The following is a 16670-nucleotide window of genomic DNA, read 5'->3' on the forward strand; positions in this document are numbered from 1 at the left end:
GCGGTGAAATAAGGGTTGGTGTTTCGGGTTTGATGCTGGCGCCATGCCGGTAGCCTACGCTGCTGGCCGCTGACTGATGCTGCAAATATACAAATGATGTAGTTACATCAATGTACCTACATCATTTATTTTTCTTTGGTTCATCAAACTGGTACCAGGAAAACGAAAAAGCCCCGCCGGACGAATCCAGCGGGGCTTTACTTACGCTTAGCGTTCCTTACAGAATCACCTTTTCCACGGCAGCTTTAGTGGCCACTTTCCCGTGCATCTCGCGCACGGCGGCGGCAATACCGTCGGCATCGAAGCCGCACTCTTTGTAGAGCTCATCCTGGGTGCCGTGCTCTACCACGCGGTCCGGGATACCGAGGCGCTTGACGGGCACCGCGTAGCCGTGGTCAGCCATGAACTCGAGCACCGCGGCGCCGAAGCCGCCCTGCAGGCAACCGTCTTCCACCGTTACAATGGCTTTGTACTTGCTGAGCGCGGCGGCCAGCATTTCCTCATCCAGAGGCTTGGCAAAGCGCATGTCGAAGTGGCCCACGCTCAGGCCTTCGGCGGCCAGCTGGGCCGTGGCCTTCACGGCGTAGTTGCCGATGTGGCCGATACTCAGGATAGCCACGCCTTCGCCCTCTCGCACCACGCGGCCGGTACCCACGGCAATTTTCTTGAACGGCAGGCGCCACTCGGGCATCACGCCCTCCCCACGGGGGTAGCGGATGCTAAAGGGGCCCATGTCGGGCAGCTGAGCCGTGTACATCAGGTTGCGCAGCTCTTCCTCGTTCATGGGGGCGGCTACCACCATGTTCGGAATGCAGCGCATGTAGGCAATGTCGTAGCAGCCGTGGTGGGTGGGGCCGTCGGCGCCGGCAAAACCGGCCCGGTCGAGGCAGAACACCACGTTCAGGTTCTGCAACGCCACATCGTGCAGCACCTGGTCGTAGGCGCGCTGCATAAAGGACGAGTAGATGTTGCAGAACGGCACCATGCCCTGCGTCGCCAGGCCCGCCGAGAAGGTTACGGCGTGCTGCTCGGCAATGCCCACGTCGAAGGCCCGGTCGGGCATGGCCTTCATCATGATGTTCAGAGAGCAGCCCGAGGGCATGGCGGGCGTTACACCCATCACCTTGCTGTTCTGCTCGGCCAGCTCCACCATCGTGTGTCCGAATACGTCCTGGTACTTGGGTGGCTGGGGCTTGTCGTAGGTTTTCTTGTGAATCTCGCCGGTAATCTTGTCGAACAGGCCAGGCGCGTGCCACAGGGTCTGGTCTTTCTCGGCTAAGGCATAGCCCTTGCCCTTCACCGTCACGCAGTGCAGGATTTTGGGGCCGGGAATGCTCTTCAGGTCGTTTAGAATGGTAGCCAGATGCTGCACGTCGTGCCCATCCACGGGGCCAAAATAGCGGAAGTTCAAGGCCTCAAACAGGTTGCTCTGCTTCAGCAGCGTGGCTTTCATAGCCGACTCCACCTTGCGGGCAATCTGCTGGGGGTTGGGCCCGAACTTGCTGAGCTTGCCCAGCACGTTCCACAGCTCGTCGCGCACTTTGTTGTAGGTGCGGGAGGTGGTAATATCGGTCAGGTATTCCTTGAGCGCGCCCACGTTGGGGTCGATGCTCATGCAATTGTCGTTGAGGATAACCAGCAGGTTGGAATTGGCCACACCGGCGTGGTTCAGGGCCTCGAAGGCCATACCGGCCGTCATGGCCCCGTCGCCGATTACGGCAATGTGCTGCCGGTCCTTCTCGCCTTTGTAGTCGGAAGCCACGGCCATGCCCAGGGCGGCCCCGATGCTGGTGCTGCTGTGGCCCACGCCGAAAGCGTCGTACTCACTCTCCTTGCGCTTGGGGAAGCCCGACATGCCGCCGTAGCGCCGGTTCGTCGGGAACTGCTCGCGCCGGCCGGTCAGGATTTTGTGGCCGTAGGCCTGATGGCCCACGTCCCATACCAGCTGGTCGTAGGGCGTGTTGAAGACGTAGTGCAGGGCCACCGTCAGCTCCACCACCCCGAGCGAGGCCCCGAAGTGGCCGCCATAGATGGAAACCGAGTCGATAATGAACTGTCGAAGCTCCTGGCTGACTTGCACCAGCTGGTCTTCACTGAGCTTTTTAAGGTCGTCGGGCGAGTTTATAGCCGCCAGCAATTCACCGGGTTCGACAATCATCTTCGAGAGAGGGGCAAGGAGGAGAAGTTCAGCAAGGCAACAGACAGAGGAGTCTAAAGGTTAAGCTTTTCGCAAACTTCACCACCTGTAATGGGCAAAGGTACGACTTTTCGTATCTACCGGTTGTGGCCTGTAGAACGAGTGTATTACCACGAATGTAGTCTGCTGAACTCCTGGCCGGGTTTAGTGGCGCAACAATCCTTCGAAACCGGGGTTCGTGGCGAGCAGCAGGCTTTCGGGCCGCGCCTCCCAACTTGGGGTAATTAATAGCTATTTTTGCCGGGCCCACCATTTTCCTCACCCATGCCGCTCACCCAGCAGAACAATCAGGAGCAGCAGCTCCTCGACAAGCTAAAACCGTCGCGCATTGTCCTGCCGGTACTCATCGGGCTGAGCGTGGTCGGGTTTATGTTCTGGCGCAGCTACCGCCCCGGCGACCTGGCCCCGCTGGCCGATGCCAAGCTGCACTGGCTGCTGGTGATGGTGGCCGTGCTGCTGGCCCGCGACCTGGGCTACATCTACCGCATCCGCCACATTTCGGAGAAGGTGCTCAGCTGGCGCCAGAGCCTGGACGTGATTATGATCTGGGAATTTGCCTCCTGCGTGCTGCCCTCGGCCGTGGGCGGCACGGCGGTAGCCTCGTTTATTCTGAACAAGGAAGGTATTTCCCTGGGCAAGTCCCTGGCCTACGTGATGGTCACGGCCCTGCTCGACAACCTCTATTATGTCGTGACGGTGCCGCTGGTGGTGTGGCTGGCCGGCAACGCGCTGTATCCGCACGAGGCTTTGCAGGGCGGGCTGGTTTCCACCCTTAAAGTGGCCTTCGTGGTGAGCTACGTGCTGGTGACGCTGTATGCGTTGCTGATGCTGTACGCCATTTTCGTCAATCCGCAGGCAGTGAAGCGGCTGCTGGTGCGGCTGTTTTCCATCAAGGGCCTGCGCCGCTGGCGGGCCAAAGCCTACCAGCACGGCAACGAAGTAGTATGGGCCTCAGCCCAGTTGCGCGGCAACGGGGCCGGCTACTGGCTGCGCGCCATCGGCTCCACGTTCTTCGTCTGGACGGCCCGCTACCTGGTCATCGGCTGTATCATTGCCGCCTTCGTGCATGTGAGCTGGGACGAGTTCCTGATGATTTTCGGCCGCAACCTCACCTACAAAGTCATCCTGCTGATTGCCATTACGCCGGGCGGGGCAGGCATTGCGGAAGGCGCCTTCCCTACCTTCTTCGGCAAGTTTATAGGCACGCCCACCATGACCAACTTTGTGGTGCTGCTCTACCGCATCGTGACGTACTACCTGTACCTAGTGCTGGGCGCCTTCTTCCTGCCGCGCTGGGTAGGCCGGGTGTTCAGCAAAAGAGAAGCTCCCGCAACTCACTAAGAATAGCCGCCGGGTACGTTACTCACAAAAAAAGCCCTTCCGCTCGATGCAGAAGGGCTTTTTTGTGGGGTAAGCCAGAGAAGAGTTTATTCCTTTTCGAGTCGCAGTTCGGCTCCGTCGGGGCTTTTCAGCGTGAGCTTGTCGTCGGTCAGCGTTACCACGTCGAAGCTGTTGCTGGTGGTAGCACCATCAGGCGTCAGCATAATTTTCTTGCCGGGCTGGTCGAAGGTATACTTGCCATTGACGGCGCCGGCGGGCGAGGCCATGCTGTACTGACCGTTGGCGAAAAACGTGATACGCTCGTCCTCCTGGGTGTCGGTCTGTTTCACTTTGTCGCCGGCCGAGCTGAGCTCTTTATCGGTTTTCCAGACTTTGCTCTCGGTGCCGTAGAGCATGTTGACGCCTTCAACTTTGCCTTCCTTGCTGCCGCAGGCGGTCAGGAACAGGACTACCAGCGTCATCAGGCTGGCCAGGAAGCGAAAGGAAGTGGGGAGAGTTTTCATGAGAAAGGGTTTAGGGAAGAGACAAAAACAAAGCCTTGACGCGCCGGAATTGCGGTCAGTGCTGCGGTTCTTACGCGGCCCAAGCGAAAGAGTTAAGCCCCTCCGTATCGGGATTATCCAGTCACAACTAAATTTAAGACAGGGCGTAAGAAGCTCTGATACCGTGGCCGTCAGGCACATGCGGTCCGCTTTCCTCCCCCCTCACCCTAACCGACACATACTCATGGGACTGTTCGATTTCCTCAGCAATAAAGGCGAAGAAAAACCTGTTCAACCCGCTGCCAAGCCCGCCGCCGGTGGTACCGATTTCTTCGGTAACAACGCGGCTCCCGCGCAACCTACCGCCGCAAAAGGCGACTCTTATACTGTTGTCAGTGGCGACTCGCTTTCTAAGATTGCCAAAAACCACTATGGCGACGCCTCCAAGTGGCACCAGATTTACGAAGCAAATAAAGCCATTATCGGCTCTAACCCCGACCATATCGAAGTGGGTCAGCAGCTGACACTACCTACCATTTAGGTCCTTTTTTGCAGAAAAAGGTTGGAAACGCCGTCCTAGCTTAGGGCGGCGTTTTTTTCTTGCCCGATTGTTGGAAAATCAAAAAAACTTTTCGCCGGATTTGGTCTTCTCATTTCCAGCTGTACATTTGCAGTCACCAACCCGGTACTCTCCCAGAACGATGGGACAGTTTGAAAGAATTTATACAGAAGCGGCGAGAGAACAGGCTCCCTGACCCGCTGGCAACCTTCATCTAATGAAAGGTGCCAATTCCTGCCCGCATGGCGTAAGGCCGGCGGGAGCTATAAGTCGAGTACCATGGAAAACAACCTCCCTTTCGTCTCGTTTCCCCCATCCGCTGCAGCCGCCCTCGTGCCCGCTGAGTTGCTGATGGGTTTTTGTGTTTCATTGGTTTCGGCTGCTACTCAGCTTGCCGAGCGAATGCGAATGTGCTGTTGGACCCCGTGTTGTTGCTGTTGCTAGCCCCCTGAGCGCCTAGCTTCTCCCCTCCCCCTTTTCCTTTTTGGCCTGCCTGCATTTCGCAGCCACCGCATTGGTGTGGCTCGGCGCAGGGTTGGGTCTGGCTTCGGTGCAGCCTGCTACGGGCTCCGGAAGCTTCTGCGGTTGTCATTTACACAAACACAACCGCCTGATAATCTGAAACATCCTTTCAAGAACTTCCCTAACCCAGCCTCGCTATGTCTACGCAAGCCCTGCAATTCGAAACCCTGCAACTCCACGCCGGCCAGCAGCCCGACCCCGTAACCGGTGCCCGCGCCGTACCGCTGTACCAGACCACTTCTTACGTGTTCAAAAACGCGGAGCACGGGGCCAACCTGTTTGCCCTGAAGGAGTTCGGCAACATCTATACCCGCCTGATGAACCCCACCACCGACGTGTTTGAGCAGCGCGTGGCGGCTCTGGAGGGCGGCGTAGCGGCCCTGGCCACCGGCTCGGGTCAGGCGGCGCAGTTCATTGCCCTGAACAACATCCTGCAGGCCGGCGACAATTTTGTGAGCAGCTCCCATCTGTATGGCGGCACTTACAACCAGTTTAAAGTGGCTTTCAAGCGTCTGGGCATCGAAGTGCGCTTTGCCGACGGCGACAACCCAGCCTCCTTCGAAGAGCTGATTGACGAGAATACCAAGGCCTTGTACCTGGAAACCATCGGCAACCCCAGCTTCAGCGTGCCGGACTTCGAGCGGATTGCCGCTATTGCCCAGAAGCACGACCTGCCGCTGGTCGTCGATAATACCTTCGGAGCGGGCGGCTACCTGTTCCGGCCCCTGGAGCACGGCGCCCATATCGTGGTAGAATCGGCTACGAAGTGGATTGGTGGCCACGGCACCAGCATCGGCGGCGTGATTGTGGATGGCGGCACGTACGACTTCGGCAACGGCAAGTTCCCGCAGTTCACCGAGCCGTCGGAAGGCTACCACGGCCTGATTTTCAACGACGTATTCGGCAAAGAAGGACCGTTCGGCAACATTGCCTTCATCATCCGGGCCCGGGTGGAAGGTCTACGCGACTTCGGCCCCGCCATCAGCCCTTTCAACTCCTGGCAGCTGCTCATCGGCCTCGAAACCCTGAGTTTGCGCGTAGACCGCACCGTGGAAAATGCCCTGCGCATTGCCACCTGGCTGGAGCAGCACCCACAGGTGGAAAGTGTGAATTATCCGGGCCTCAAGAGCAGCCCCTACCATGCTCTGGCCCAGAAATACCTGAAGCGCGGCTTTGGCGGCGTGCTGACCTTCAGCATCAAGGGCAGCAAGGAAACGGCTATCCAGTTTATCGACAACCTGAAGCTGGTCAGCCACCTGGCTAACGTGGGCGACGCGAAGACGCTGATTATCCAGCCCTCGGCCACTACGCACCAGCAGCTGTCGGAAGAAGAGCAGCGCGCCGCTGGCGTAACGCCCACTTCCCTGCGCCTGTCGGTGGGCATTGAACATTTTGATGATATCCGCGCCGACCTGGCCCAGGCCTTTGAAGCGGTGCGCAACGCGGCCCCGGTTACTTCCGACGAGGACGACGAGGCCGTGGTGCAGCCGGAAGTAGAACACGCTGCCCCGCTGGAGGTCTAACGTAGAGAGGAGGCACGGCCGGCCGCGAGAGGGCCGGCCACTCCAGCTACGGCAGCGCAAAAGGGTGGCAGGATGAGGAGTTGTGAGAGAGGAATCATCCTGACCATTCCGCAATAGCCCGGGTTGAGCCGGCTCAGGGTCCGAAACCTTCATTGGGTGGGACTGATGGAGCGGCCTTGCCGGTTCAGCCCGCGTGCTATTGTACTGAACTCAACGGCTGCTGGCCCATGTGTCGTCAGCCGAAAACACCTACTGCAATGACTGAATTACGGCTTTTGAACCTTCCGGCAGGACTCGTGCTCGAAAGCGGCGCGACGCTGGCCCCGGTGCAGATAGCCTACCATACGTTTGGCACCCTGAACCCCGCCCGCGACAACGTAGTATGGGTGTGCCACGCCCTGACGGCCAACGCCGACGTGCTCAGCTGGTGGGCCGGCCTGTTTGGCCCCGGCGACTATTTCGACCCGGCCGACTGGTTTATCGTGTGCGCCAACATCCTGGGCTCCTGCTACGGCAGCACCGGCCCGCTGACTTCGGGCGATGCTACCGCGGAACCATTATATCAGCAGTTTCCGCTGGTAACTATCCGCGACATGGTGGCGGCCCACGAGGCGCTGCGCCAGGAGCTGGGCCTGGAAAGAATCCACACCCTGATTGGCGGTTCGCTCGGAGGGCAGCAGGCGCTGGAATGGGCTATTCTGCGGCCTACAGTGTTTACCAACCTGGTTGTGCTGGCTACCAACGCCCAGCACTCACCCTGGGGAATCGCCTTTAATGAGGCGCAGCGGCTGGCCATCTTTGCTGACCCTACCTACCACGAAGGTACCCCGGCAGGTGGACAGCGCGGAATGAAAGCGGCCCGGGCTACGGCTCTGCTCAGCTACCGCAGCTACGATGCCTACGGCCGCACCCAGGCCGAAACCGACCCCGACCGGCTCGACGGATTTCGGGCCAGTTCCTACCAGCAGCACCAGGGCGACAAACTCGTGGCCCGCTTCAACGCCTACAGCTACGTGGCCCTGTCGCGCACGATGGACACGCACCACGTGGGCCGCGGCCGGGGCAGTGCCGCGCTGGCGCTGGCCTTCATTAAGGCCCGCACGCTGGTTATCAGCATCAGCTCCGACGTGCTGTTTCCGCCCGACGAGCAGCTGTTTTTGGCCCGGCACATTCCGGGTGCCACTTACGCGGCCATGGATTCGGAGTATGGCCACGACGGTTTCCTGATTGAAACCGCTCAAATCACGCAGCTTTTAGAGAAGTTTTATGTCCCGAGTCTCGTCCACTAACCTCGCCGTTTCGGCCATTGCAGCTTCGTTGGTTGCCCCGGCCGCCCCCCTGCGCATTGGCCTCATCGGCTTTGGCTGCGTGGGCCAGGGCCTGTACGACATTCTGCAGCGCCTGCCCGGCTTTGGGGCCGAAGTGCGCCGCATTGCCGTAAAAAACCCCGACAAGTCCCGCTCCCTGCCGGCGTCAGCGTTCAGCTTTCAGGCCGACGAGCTGCTGCAGGACAAGGAGCTGGATGTGCTGGTCGAGGTTATTGATGATGCCGCCGAAGCCTTCCGGCTGGTGAGTGCGGCGCTCTGTCAGGGCCGCCGCGTGGTGACGGCCAACAAGGCCATGGTGGCCCAGCACCTGCCCGAGCTGATTGCGCTGGAACAGCAATTTGGCGGCACGCTGCTCTACGAAGCCGCCGTGTGCGGCAGCATTCCGGTTATCCGGACGCTGGACGCTTACTTCGGGCAGGAGCCCTTGCGCAGCGTGAGCGGGATTTTTAACGGCTCGTCGAACTACGTGCTGACGCGCATGGGTGAGGATGCCTCGGAATATGCTGCGGCCCTGGCCGAAGCCCAGCAGAAAGGCTTTGCCGAAACCGACCCGACGCTGGACATGGCCGCCTTCGACCCCCGCTCAAAAGCGGTGATTCTGGCCGCTCATGCCTACGGCGTGCTGCTGCAGCCCGAGCAGGTGCTCAATCTGGGCATCGAAAACGTGAGTGCCACCGACATTGCCTACGCGGCCGTGGCCAACCAGAAGATAAAGGTGGTGGCCGGCCTGTACCTGCTGCCCAATCACCAGCTCACGGTGCTCGTCACGCCCCAGCTCGTAGACCCGACCTCCCCGCTGTACTCCGTCGATGATGAGTTTAACGGTGTGGTAATCGAGGCGGAGTTTGCCGGCACGCAGTTTTTGCGGGGCCGCGGGGCCGGCGGCCACCCCACCGGCTCGGCCGTGCTGGCCGACCTGGCCGCGCTGCGCGCCAACCAGCGCTACGCCTACGCCAAGCTGGCCCGGCCCCAGCTCAGCTACACCTCCGATTTGGAGCTGGAAATCTACCTGCGCACCGACGACGAGCTGATTCTGGACCAGCTGGGCTTCACCGACATCACTGAGGAAGCCGACGAAGACGGCTACATCGTCGGGTTTGTGCCCTTGGATGCCCTGATTCAGCACCGGGACCGGCTGCGCAAAGCCGGCGCCTTCGTGGCCCGTACCGGCAACGTGCGCCCCGCCACTGCCCATGCCGCCGACACCCTGGAGCTGGCTACCGCCGCTGAGTAGCAATCGGCTCCTTTTTCGCAAAAGCAAAAGCCTTTCCCCAGTTAGGAGAAAGGCTTTTTGCATGATGATGGCTTGCCAAACGTTACTCAAACACGACCCGCTGGGGCGCAATACCCGTTCCGCGCAGCAGATAAATGCCGGGCTTCAGTGCCTCGCGCCGCAGCAGCTGCTCGGCCCGCTCCCAGCGGAAGCGGCGCACTACACGGCCCGTGGCATCGAGCAGCTCCAGGGTACGGGGCTGGAAAGCCGAGCCCGTGGCAACCGTGAGCTTCACTGCCTCGGCGGCGGGCACCGGGTAGAGCTGCAGGCTGGCTAACTCAGCCGCCGGGCGGGAGCTAGTCACGGTGCCGGGCTGGCGCAGCACCGGCCGCAGAAAGTCGCGCACGTAGCGGAACGTGGTATCCATGTAGGCCTGGGCGCGGGCCGTAGTACCGCTGTAGGGCACGTGCCCGACATTTTTAAACGGGTAGAGCGGGTTGGGCACGCCCACGGCGTCGGCACGGGGCTTGATGGCGCCGCTGCCGTAGATTACCTGGGGCGGCAGGCCGCTGCCCACGCTGCCTTTGCCGTAGGGCACGGTGCCATCGGCGGTGCCGTGCATGCTCACGAAGGGCACGTCGCCGGGCTCAATCCAGTTGGGGCGGCCCAGGGCGCCGCACAGGTTCACGACGCCGCGCACGGTGCTGGCGTAGCCGGGGTTGCCGCTGTTGCCTTCCAGCCCACCGAGCTGCGCAATGCCAATGTAGGCGGGTACTTCGCTGAACTTATCCAGATACGCCAGCTGCAGAGCCATAAAGGCACCAGCCGAGCTGCCGGCCGCGAAAATGTAGCCGGGGTGAATCCGGTAGGTTTTGCTGGTCGCCGCATCCTGGCGGAAAAACCGCACCGCCGCGCGCATATCCTGGGTGGCCCGCACGGCTGCCCGCGCAATGTTGGTTGTGTCGAAGGGAAAGAACAGCACCCGGTAGTCGATGCTGGCCGTGACGTAGCCCAGACGGGCGTAGCGCTGGCACAGCTCGGTCACATCCTGGTCGGTTTTGGAACCCGATACAAAGCCACCACCGTGAGCAAACACCAGCAGGGGCCGGCGCCGCACTGTGTCGCCGGTGGGCTCGTAGATGTTCATCGTCAGCGTCTGGGTGCTGCCCGTGTAGGTGATGGCCGAGCCAAAAACGACGTTGGTGCGGGTGGTAATGGCCGGGAAGATAGGCTGGTGGTAGCGGCCCCGGGTAGTGTCAATCTGGGACTGGGCGCGGGCCAGCGGCATGGTCAGCACGGCCAGCAGGCAGAAGAGGAGAAGTTTTTTCATGAGTTGGGCTTGTGAAGGCGAAGTACATAGACGCAGGCGCGGAAAGCAAGGTTATAGCTCAAAGCTCTGTTTCTGAAGCCTTTTTCACTTCTTTTCGGCTTTCCCTCCTCCCCTGTCCGCTTCCCGGCTTGGGCCGGTGGCTCAGGTTGCGTAGGTTTACCGCCTCCTTTTGGCTTCTGCACTATGCCCATCTCCCCTCCCGTGCTCCGCGCCGGCGACCAGGTCGCCATTGTGGGCACTGCCCGTAAGGTTACGGCCGAAGAAATAGCGCCGGCCGTGGAAATTCTGACCAGCTGGGGCCTGCAGGTCGTGCTGGGCGAATCCATTACGGCGGCGCACCACCAGTTTGCCGGCCCCGACGAGCTGCGCCGCCGCGACTTGCAGCGCCAGCTCGACGCGCCCGAAATCCGGGCCATTCTCTGCGCCCGGGGCGGCTACGGTACCACCCGCATCATCGACCAGCTCGACTTCTCCGGCTTTGCCCAACACCCGAAGTGGCTTGCCGGCTTCAGCGACATTACCAGCCTGAACTGCCACCTGCTGCGGCTGGGCTACGAGAGTATCCACGGGATTATGGCGTTTGTCTTCAACCAGGCAGGGGGCGAAGAGTCGTTGGAAAGCCTGCGCCGCGCGTTGTTTGGGGAGCCGGTGCGCTACGCCGTGCCAGCCCACCCGCTCAACCGCCCCGGCACGGCCACCGGCGAGCTAATCGGCGGCAACCTGACGCTGCTACAGAACCTGACCGGTACCGCCTCCGACTGTCCAACCGACGGGCGCATCCTGTTTCTGGAAGACATAGCCGAGTACCTGATGAGCATCGATCGGATGATGGTGCACCTCGACCGCACCGGCAAGCTGCGCAACCTGGCCGGGCTGGTCGTGGGCCACTTCACCGACCCGCAGGACAACGCCGTGCCCTTCGGCCAGACGCCCTACGAAATCATTGCGGCCTACGCCGATAAGTACCAGTTTCCGGTGGCCTACGGCTTCCCCGTGGGCCACGAGCCCCAGAACATGGCCCTGATTTGCGGCCGCTCGGCCCGGCTTTCCGTCACGGCCACGGGCACCGGGCTTACCTACCTCTAACCTCCCTATTCCTTATGTCGATAACCGTTCGGACCCTTACCGCCACCGAAGCAGCAGCCAGTATTCCCGCTTTAACCGACTTATTCCAGGACGCGCTGGAATCGGGGGCCGCGCTAGGCTTTATGCTGCCCGTGGCGCCGGGCGAGCTGCAGGCGTATTGGCAAGAGGTGACAGAAGCCGTGGCGGCAGGCAACCGGGTGTTGCTCGTGGCCGAAGCGCAGGGCCGCCTGTTAGGCACCGCCCAGCTGGACCTGGCCACGAAAAACAACGGCCTGCACCGGGCCGAAGTCTGCAAGGTGATGGTGCACCGCCAGGCCCGGCGCCAGGGCATCGGTCGGCGGCTGATGCAGGCCGTGGAGGAAGCAGCCCGCCAGCATCAACGCACCACGCTCATTCTGGACACCCGCCAGCACGACCCTTCCGAGCAGCTCTACCAGAGCGCGGGCTACGTGGCCGGCGGCACCATTCCCGACTTTGCCCGCAGCTCCTCGGGCGAGCTGCACGCCACCGTCATCTACTACAAATTGCTTTCCTGACAGCCGCAAAGAGGCTCGGTCACCTGGTTACCGGGCCTTTACCGTTGTTCTTTTCCAGCTATTCGGCCGGCTACTGCTATGCTGTGGGCTCATCATCCGGCGGAAGCTCTTCGCCGTCCTCACCAGCAGGCTGGCTGGAGGTAATCAGTAGGGCTACCAGTACGGCCGGGCCACCGGGCGTCAGATCCACAACCGGAATTGCCTGGCCCTGCACCACGTAGCGCCCGGGGGAAGCTGGCAGGCCCGGGCCAAAGCGCAGCGTGCGGTGCCAGTTGTCGAGGGCGAAGGAAATGGCGTGGGCCCGCAGCACCGGCACCACTCCGGGCAGAAAGTCCGCTCCTATTTCGTACTCTACCCCTTCCTCGTCGTGTACCCGACCGGGGCTACCGTCGGGCTCCACCAGCCAGCGGGTGCCGTACGAAAATGTTATTAACTGCTGGCCCGCCGCCAGCCGCTGCTCCACCAGAGCCAGCATATCCCATTCGTTTTTCATCCCCGGTCTCCTTCCACAAAAACGCCCGGCATCTCATACGAGAAATGCCGGGCGCGGTGGTATCGGAAAGCTGAAAAACTACTCGTTGTAGATTGTCTGCAGCACGGTCTGGCCCACGGCCTTCAGGGTGCGCTTGTCAATCACGCTCATGTTGTCCTGCGTGGTGTGGTGGTAAGCAGGAAAATAGTCGTCGCCGACGGGCAGGTGGTCGATGATGTCGATGGTGCGCACGCCGGCTTGGTTGGTGTACACGTGGTCATCGTCGATACCGGGGCTGTCCTGAAACAGGAAGAAGTCGGAGTAGCCCAGCTGGGCGGCCGTATTCCACACCTTATCCACCACGTCGCGGGCGTACTGGCGGGAGGTTTCCTCGCGGCTGAACTTGGCATTTTTGGCCCCTACCATGTCGAGCAGAATGCCGTAGCTGGGCTTGTAGCCGGCCGGCACCAGGTTTTTCGACCAATACTGGGAGCCCAGGCACCAGCTGTCCTTGCCCTGGGCGCTGAGCTGATCTTTCAGGTCGCCCTGGGTGGAAGAGTCGTAGCCGTAGTCCTCGGAGTCGAACAGGATAAAGTCGACGCCCACGCCGGGCTGCAGACTGTCGGGCTGCAGGCTGAGCAGGCGGGCCATTTCCAGGGCAACGGCTACACCGCTGGCCCCGTCGGAGGCGCCATCGAGCGGTGCGTTCTTCTTTTCCTTGTCCTTATCGGCGAAGGGGCGCGTGTCCCAGTGGGCAAACACGGCAATGCGTCGGGCGGCTGTGGGGGCAAACTGGGCAATGATGTTGCGCGAGCGTAGGTTGGTGCCATCGAAGGCCATTACCTCGAACTTCTGCTCCTTCACCGCCAGCCCATAACCTTTGAACTGCTTCACCAGCCAGTCGCCGGTAGCTACGTGGGCCTTGGAGTTGGGCACGCGCGGCCCGAAAGCCACCTGCTTGGCCGTGAAGGCATAAGCCGAGTCAGCATTGAAGCTGGGGGCCGCGGCAATTTTTGCCGTTTCGGGCGCAGTGGTGGTATCGGCCGTGTCGGGCTTGTCGGGGCCGCAGCCGGCCACCAGCAGGCCAGCTGCTACTGCCAGGGCCCATCCAATTCGATTATTCTTCATATGCCCAGTCAACGCCGGTTTTTAAGTCTTTAATTACAATGCCCTGACCTTTCAGAGCCGCCCGAATCTGGTCGACCTTGTCGTAGGCCTTGGCCGTTTTGGCTTCCTGGTAAAAGCTCAGGGTAAGCTCCAGCAGCTGCTCGGCGTTGGCCCGCGGCTCGTCCACGAGGCCCAGCACCTGGGTCACGACGGTGCGGTAGGATTCCGTGGCCTCGGCTAGCGCGGCCTCGCTCACGGTACTCAGCGTGGTTAGGTTGGCAAAAAAGCCGTTGAACTTACGCAGCAGATTGAACAGGCTGGCAATGGCGCGGGCCGTATTCAGATCGTCGTTGAAGCCCACGAAAACGTCGGCCACGAGCTTGCGCAGCTCCGCATCGGCTTTCTCGGTGTCGGCGGCGCGCTCGGTGCCTTCGGGCAACTGCAGCTTTTCGAGCAGACGCAGCCCGTTCATTAGCTTGCGGTAGCCTTTGCGGGCGGCTTGCAAGGCCTCGTCACTCACGTCCACGGGAGAGCGATAGTGCGCCTGCAACAGGAAAAAGCGCACCACCATCGGCGAATAGGCCTGCGTAAGCGTCGCCGTGGGCCCCTTGAACATTTCGCCCAGCAGCACGAAGTTGCCTAGGCTCTTGCTCATCTTGGTGCCGTCCACGGTTATCATGTTGTTGTGCATCCAGAAGCGCGACTCGTCGGTGCGGGTGTGGCTGCCCTGGCACTGGGCTATTTCGCACTCGTGGTGCGGAAACATCAGATCCAGGCCGCCACCGTGGATGTCGGACAGGCCGCCGAGGTACTTGCGGCTCATGGCCGAGCACTCCAGGTGCCAGCCGGGAAAACCCTCGCCCCAGGGCGAAGGCCAGCGCATAATGTGCTCGGGCGCGGCCTTCTTCCAGATGGCGAAATCCAGCGGGCTGCGCTTCTCGTCCTGCCCAGCCAGCGTGTCGCGGGTGCCGGCCAGCTGGTCGTCGATGCTGCGGTTAGAGAGCTTGCCGTACCGTTCCCGCTCGGCGTTGTAGCGGGGCACGTCGAAGTACACGCTGCCGTTTACCTCGTAGGCAAACCCGTTGGCCATGATTTCCTCCACCATGGTAATCTGCTCAGTGATGTGGCCGCTGGCCTGGGGCTCGATATCAGGCGGCAGGCAACCCAGGGCCAGCATGTTCTGGCGGTAGAGGTTGGCGAAGTGCTGGGCAATCTGCATGGGCTCCTTACGCTGGGCACGGGCGGCCTTAGCCATCTTGTCCTCGCCCTCGTCGGCGTCACTTTCCAGGTGGCCCACATCAGTTACGTTACGCACGTAGCGCACGGTGTAACCCAAGTGGCGCAGGTAGCGCGTCAGCACATCGAATACGACTGGTCCGCGGGCATTGCCTAGGTGGGCCTCGCTATACACGGTCGGGCCGCAGAGGTACACGCCCACAAAGGGTGAGTTGACAGGTTCGAACGGGTCTTTGCGACGGGTAAGCGTATTATATAGGGAGAGCGGGTGCTGCATCTGGCAAAAGTAGAAAGATTTGGCGGTCAGCCGGGCCGGAATTCCTCACGATTCTCCGGCCCGATGTGGCTGGTAAACAAACTCAGGCCGGTCTGTTCGGGGACCGCCGCAAAAAGGATCAGACGTTATACCAACGAATTCCTTCCGAATAGGCACAAGAGAAGTACATAAGTCCGCTTGTCCAGTACAAAAAGTTCAACGGGTGGTACAACGGGTTCCATTGGGAGTATATCCGGCTAGAGTGTGCCGGCCTGAACGGTGGCTGCTGGCGCGGCCGGCAGCCAATAGGTGGCCGAAGTCGGGAAATGGTCGGAGTAAGGAATGTCGTAGTGTACCTCAAAGTCACCGATTTGCCACTGCGGGCTGGCAAACTGGTTGTCGATGCGCACGAACGGCAGCGCCCCGTTGTAAGTAGCGCCCACACCGTTGCCCACCGTGGCCCAGGCGTTCTGGAAATGGTCGGCCAGCTGGTCGTAGCTGTAGCTGTAGGGCAAGTCGTTCAGGTCGGCGCAGAGCAGCATGGGGTAGCGGCAGCGTTCGAAGCGGCGCACCAGCGTATCAATCTGCACGCTGCGGGCCACCAGGCCGCGCTTGAAGCGGCGCATCAGGCCCAGCCCTTTCCGTTTCAGGCCCTCCTTGCTGGAGTAGCTGTCCACGATGTCCTTCTCATCCATGCTCATGCTTTGCAGGTGAAAATTGTAGACCCGTATCGTGTCGCCCGAGGGCAGGCGCAGATCCGCGAACATGGCGTGGTTCTGGGTGAGCTTGTCGAAGGAAATGGTGCCGCGATTCACGATAGGAAAGCGCGAAAAGATGGCCATGCCGAACTCCGAGCCGGCCCAGTTGGTCAGAGTTTTGGACACGAAAGCCTGCCGCCCGGCCTTGACCCCGATTTTATCGGTGCTGCGAAACAGGCTGCCCTCACGGGTGCGCGAGCCGGCCGGCTCGTTGTAGAACTCCTGCAGGCACAGAATATCGGCCGGATGCTCGGCCAGCCACTGAATAAACTTGCGGGAAGAGCCCGAATCCTTGTCGCGCAGCTGCGCATACACGTTGAAGATGCGCACGTTGGCACTGAGCAGCCGCACGGGCTGCCCGCCGACTTCGGCTGTGGGCGCCTGCCGCAACGGGTGCACGGCCAGCCCGCGCTGAAAGTGGGGCCAGGTGAGGAAGGCCACCGCGGCGGGCAGCACGGCCACGCGCCAGTTGCGCAGCAGCCAGTACACTACGGCCGCCAGATTCAGGCCCAGGGCCAGCGGCAGCGTGAGGGCCCCGAAAGACGCCGGCCAGAACAGGCGGGACGGAATCTGCACGCAGGCAATGGCCAGCAGAAGCCAGGCAATGACGAGCAGGGTACATTTAAAGGCAAAGGAACGGCGCACAATCGAAAACCCTAAGCGGGGTAAGGCAAAGGTATAGGTTACGGCCGCATCCGCAGTATAGGTGCGCTACGGACTCAAA

General features: G+C 61.3%; 14 protein-coding genes and 1 riboswitch. Of the genes, 7 read left to right on the forward strand and 7 right to left on the reverse strand.

The window, feature by feature from the left end; translation table 11 throughout:
- Nucleotides 1–217: 217 nt before the first annotated feature.
- Nucleotides 218–2158 (reverse strand): 1-deoxy-D-xylulose-5-phosphate synthase, encoded by a 1941-nt coding sequence (dxs, locus tag LGH70_RS01900; protein WP_226182132.1) that lies wholly within the window; start codon nt 2156–2158, stop codon nt 218–220.
- Between the two features lie 303 nt (nt 2159–2461).
- Between dxs and LGH70_RS01905 the strand changes: the two genes are divergently transcribed.
- Nucleotides 2462–3538, forward strand: a complete 1077-nt coding sequence (locus LGH70_RS01905) for a lysylphosphatidylglycerol synthase transmembrane domain-containing protein (protein ID WP_226182134.1) — start codon at nt 2462–2464, stop codon at nt 3536–3538.
- Nucleotides 3539–3624: 86 nt separating this feature from the next.
- Here the strand turns inward: LGH70_RS01905 and LGH70_RS01910 are convergent, their stop codons facing one another.
- Complete coding sequence (locus LGH70_RS01910) at nt 3625–4041, reverse strand: hypothetical protein (protein WP_226182136.1); 417 nt, start codon at nt 4039–4041, stop codon at nt 3625–3627.
- A gap of 223 nt (nt 4042–4264) precedes the next feature.
- On the opposite strand from LGH70_RS01910, the gene LGH70_RS01915 reads away from it, so the two are divergent.
- The 4 genes from LGH70_RS01915 (at nt 4265) to LGH70_RS01930 (ending at nt 9186) form a co-directional block, all read left to right on the forward strand.
- The gene (locus LGH70_RS01915) at nt 4265–4561 is read left to right on the forward strand and encodes a LysM peptidoglycan-binding domain-containing protein (protein ID WP_226182138.1); all 297 of its coding nucleotides are present in this window, start codon (nt 4265–4267) and stop codon (nt 4559–4561) included.
- A gap of 177 nt (nt 4562–4738) precedes the next feature.
- Nucleotides 4739–4851: riboswitch (SAM riboswitch) on the forward strand.
- Between the two features lie 387 nt (nt 4852–5238).
- Complete coding sequence (locus tag LGH70_RS01920; protein ID WP_226182140.1) at nt 5239–6624, forward strand: O-acetylhomoserine aminocarboxypropyltransferase/cysteine synthase family protein; 1386 nt, start codon at nt 5239–5241, stop codon at nt 6622–6624.
- Nucleotides 6625–6899: 275 nt separating this feature from the next.
- Entirely contained in the window at nt 6900–7913 is a 1014-nt protein-coding gene (locus tag LGH70_RS01925; protein WP_226182142.1) for a homoserine O-acetyltransferase family protein, read from the forward strand.
- A complete protein-coding gene (locus tag LGH70_RS01930) occupies nt 7891–9186 on the forward strand; it encodes a homoserine dehydrogenase (protein WP_226182144.1) in 1296 nt (431 codons plus the stop codon). The genes LGH70_RS01925 and LGH70_RS01930 overlap by 23 nt, the downstream gene beginning before the upstream one ends.
- A gap of 82 nt (nt 9187–9268) precedes the next feature.
- Here the strand turns inward: LGH70_RS01930 and LGH70_RS01935 are convergent, their stop codons facing one another.
- Nucleotides 9269–10495 (reverse strand): carboxylesterase family protein, encoded by a 1227-nt coding sequence (locus LGH70_RS01935; RefSeq protein ID WP_226182147.1) that lies wholly within the window; start codon nt 10493–10495, stop codon nt 9269–9271.
- Between the two features lie 183 nt (nt 10496–10678).
- Between LGH70_RS01935 and LGH70_RS01940 the strand changes: the two genes are divergently transcribed.
- Nucleotides 10679–11581, forward strand: coding sequence for a S66 peptidase family protein (locus LGH70_RS01940; RefSeq protein ID WP_226182149.1), 903 nt, complete (start codon nt 10679–10681; stop codon nt 11579–11581).
- A gap of 14 nt (nt 11582–11595) precedes the next feature.
- A complete protein-coding gene (locus LGH70_RS01945; RefSeq protein ID WP_226182151.1) occupies nt 11596–12117 on the forward strand; it encodes a GNAT family N-acetyltransferase in 522 nt (173 codons plus the stop codon).
- 76 nt (nt 12118–12193) lie between these two features.
- Here the strand turns inward: LGH70_RS01945 and LGH70_RS01950 are convergent, their stop codons facing one another.
- The 4 genes from LGH70_RS01950 to LGH70_RS01965 all read right to left on the reverse strand — a co-directional run bounded on the left by LGH70_RS01950 (nt 12194) and on the right by LGH70_RS01965 (nt 16591).
- Nucleotides 12194–12610 (reverse strand): hypothetical protein, encoded by a 417-nt coding sequence (locus tag LGH70_RS01950; RefSeq protein ID WP_226182152.1) that lies wholly within the window; start codon nt 12608–12610, stop codon nt 12194–12196.
- 78 nt (nt 12611–12688) lie between these two features.
- On the reverse strand, nt 12689–13717 hold the full coding sequence (locus LGH70_RS01955) for a M28 family peptidase (protein WP_226182153.1): 1029 nt from the start codon (nt 13715–13717) through the stop codon (nt 12689–12691).
- Nucleotides 13707–15209 carry a cysteine--tRNA ligase gene (cysS, locus tag LGH70_RS01960; protein ID WP_226182154.1) on the reverse strand — a complete coding sequence of 501 codons (1503 nt, stop codon included), beginning with the start codon at nt 15207–15209 and terminating at the stop codon, nt 13707–13709. Before cysS ends, LGH70_RS01955 begins: the two co-directional genes overlap by 11 nt.
- A 236-nt stretch (nt 15210–15445) precedes the next feature.
- Complete coding sequence (locus tag LGH70_RS01965; protein WP_226182156.1) at nt 15446–16591, reverse strand: endonuclease/exonuclease/phosphatase family protein; 1146 nt, start codon at nt 16589–16591, stop codon at nt 15446–15448.
- Nucleotides 16592–16670 lie beyond the last annotated feature (79 nt).

This window comes from Hymenobacter nitidus (assembly GCF_020447315.1).
GTDB lineage: Bacteria > Bacteroidota > Bacteroidia > Cytophagales > Hymenobacteraceae > Hymenobacter > Hymenobacter nitidus.